The 1521-nt window shown below is 44.8% G+C and carries 3 protein-coding genes; all 3 read left to right on the top strand.

All coding sequences use genetic code 11. From position 1 onward, the window contains the following. Nucleotides 1–170, top strand: a 170-nt coding sequence (locus GRP75_RS26600; RefSeq protein WP_237449212.1) for a PfkB family carbohydrate kinase, incomplete at its 5' end; no start/stop codon positions are given. 1 nt (nt 171) lies between these two features. Continuing rightward, nucleotides 172–606: a D-ribose pyranase gene (rbsD, locus tag GRP75_RS26595; RefSeq protein ID WP_103744537.1), complete on the top strand. Its 435-nt coding sequence runs from the start codon at nt 172–174 to the stop codon at nt 604–606. Nucleotides 607–636: 30 nt separating this feature from the next. Next, a partial coding sequence (locus GRP75_RS26590) for a sugar ABC transporter ATP-binding protein (RefSeq protein ID WP_160790851.1) occupies nt 637–1521 on the top strand: 885 nt, incomplete at its 3' end.

The following is a 1521-nucleotide window of genomic DNA, read 5'->3' as shown; positions in this document are numbered from 1 at the left end:
CAACAGGTGCAGGAGATACGTTTAACGCTGCTTTTGCAGTGGCACTGGCTGAAGGAAATTCGCTGGCAGACAGTGTGAAATTTGCTAATCGTGCTGCGTCATTGTCTGTTACCAAATTTGGAGCCCAAGGTGGAATGCCAACCCGTCGTGAAGTGGAGGAGCAAATATAATATGAAGAAACATGGAATCCTAAACAGTCATATATCCAAAATACTGTCGGATCTCGGCCACACAGACTATATTGTCGTGGCTGATGCCGGCTTACCTGTTCCTGAAGGCGTTACCAAAATTGATTTGGCCCTTAAATTGGGTGTTCCATCCTTTCAGGACGTCGTTGATGTCATTGCAGCAGATATGGTGATCGAAAAAGTAACGCTGGCCGAAGAAATCAAACAAGAAAATGAACAAGCATTACAGTATATTATGCGCAACTTTGCAGGGGAGCAATTAGAACAGCCACAGCTTAATAAGCAGGCAGCTGTCATTGAGTTTTGCCCTCATGAACAATTCAAGGAGCTGACCCGGTATGCGAAGGCGGTCATTCGTACAGGAGAGGCTAAGCCGTTTGCCAATTGTATTTTGCAGGCAGGGGTTCATTTTGGATAAATCAATGTTGAATAAAAAGGAGGGTACAGCATGCAGATTCAAATGAAAGGAATTTACAAAGCCTTTGGAACCAATCAGGTACTGAGTGGTGTTGACTTTGATCTTCGTGAAGGAGAAGTACATGCCCTCATGGGTGAAAATGGTGCAGGCAAATCAACGCTGATGAATATTTTAATCGGACTGCATCGGCGAGATGAGGGAACGATCATCATTGACGGTCAGGAAACCTATTTTGCCGACCCCAAAGAAGCGGAGCAAAAAGGAATTGCTTTTATTCACCAAGAACTGAATGTGTGGCCGGAGATGACCGTGCTGGAAAATCTATTTATCGGCAAGGAAATGACATCCAAGTGGGGCTTGCTAGACAGTTCTAAAATGAAAGCGCTAGCAAATGAACAATTCAGCAAGCTTTCGGTAAATCTTCCATTGAACGGTGAAGCAGGCGATTGTTCAGTGGGTCAACAGCAGATGATTGAAATTGCCAAAGCACTCATGACGGATGCTAAAGTTATCGTGATGGATGAGCCGACAGCCGCCTTAACCGAACGAGAAATTCAGAAGCTGTTCGAGGTTATTACTTCCTTGAAAAAAGATGGTGTTTCGATTGTGTATATTTCACATCGGATGGAGGAGATATTCGCGATCTGTGATCGGATTACCATCATGCGTGACGGGAAAACGGTGGATACTCAGGCGATTCCCGATACGCATTTTGATGAAGTTGTACGGAAAATGGTGGGTAGAGAGCTGACTGAACGCTACCCGGTAAGAACGCCTGCTTTGGGAGAAGTGGTGCTGGAGGTCAAAAATGCTTCGCATAAAGGGTTATTTGAAAATGTGAATTTCACTGTACGATCTGGGGAAATTGTAGGTTTTTCAGGCTTAATGATCTCGGTCCGTCCCGAGCCCATTAAG

The sequence above is a fragment of the Paenibacillus sp. OT2-17 genome (assembly GCF_009827695.1).
Lineage (GTDB): Bacteria > Bacillota > Bacilli > Paenibacillales > Paenibacillaceae > Paenibacillus > Paenibacillus polymyxa_B.
The sequence above is the reverse complement of the archived record's forward strand: the minus strand, read 5'-3'. Positions and strand labels throughout refer to the sequence as shown.

Coding starts and splice junctions, on each gene's coding strand:
- rbsD (WP_103744537.1), top strand. CDS start 172: ATGAAGAAACATGGAATCCTAAACAGTCATATATCCAAAATACTGTCG.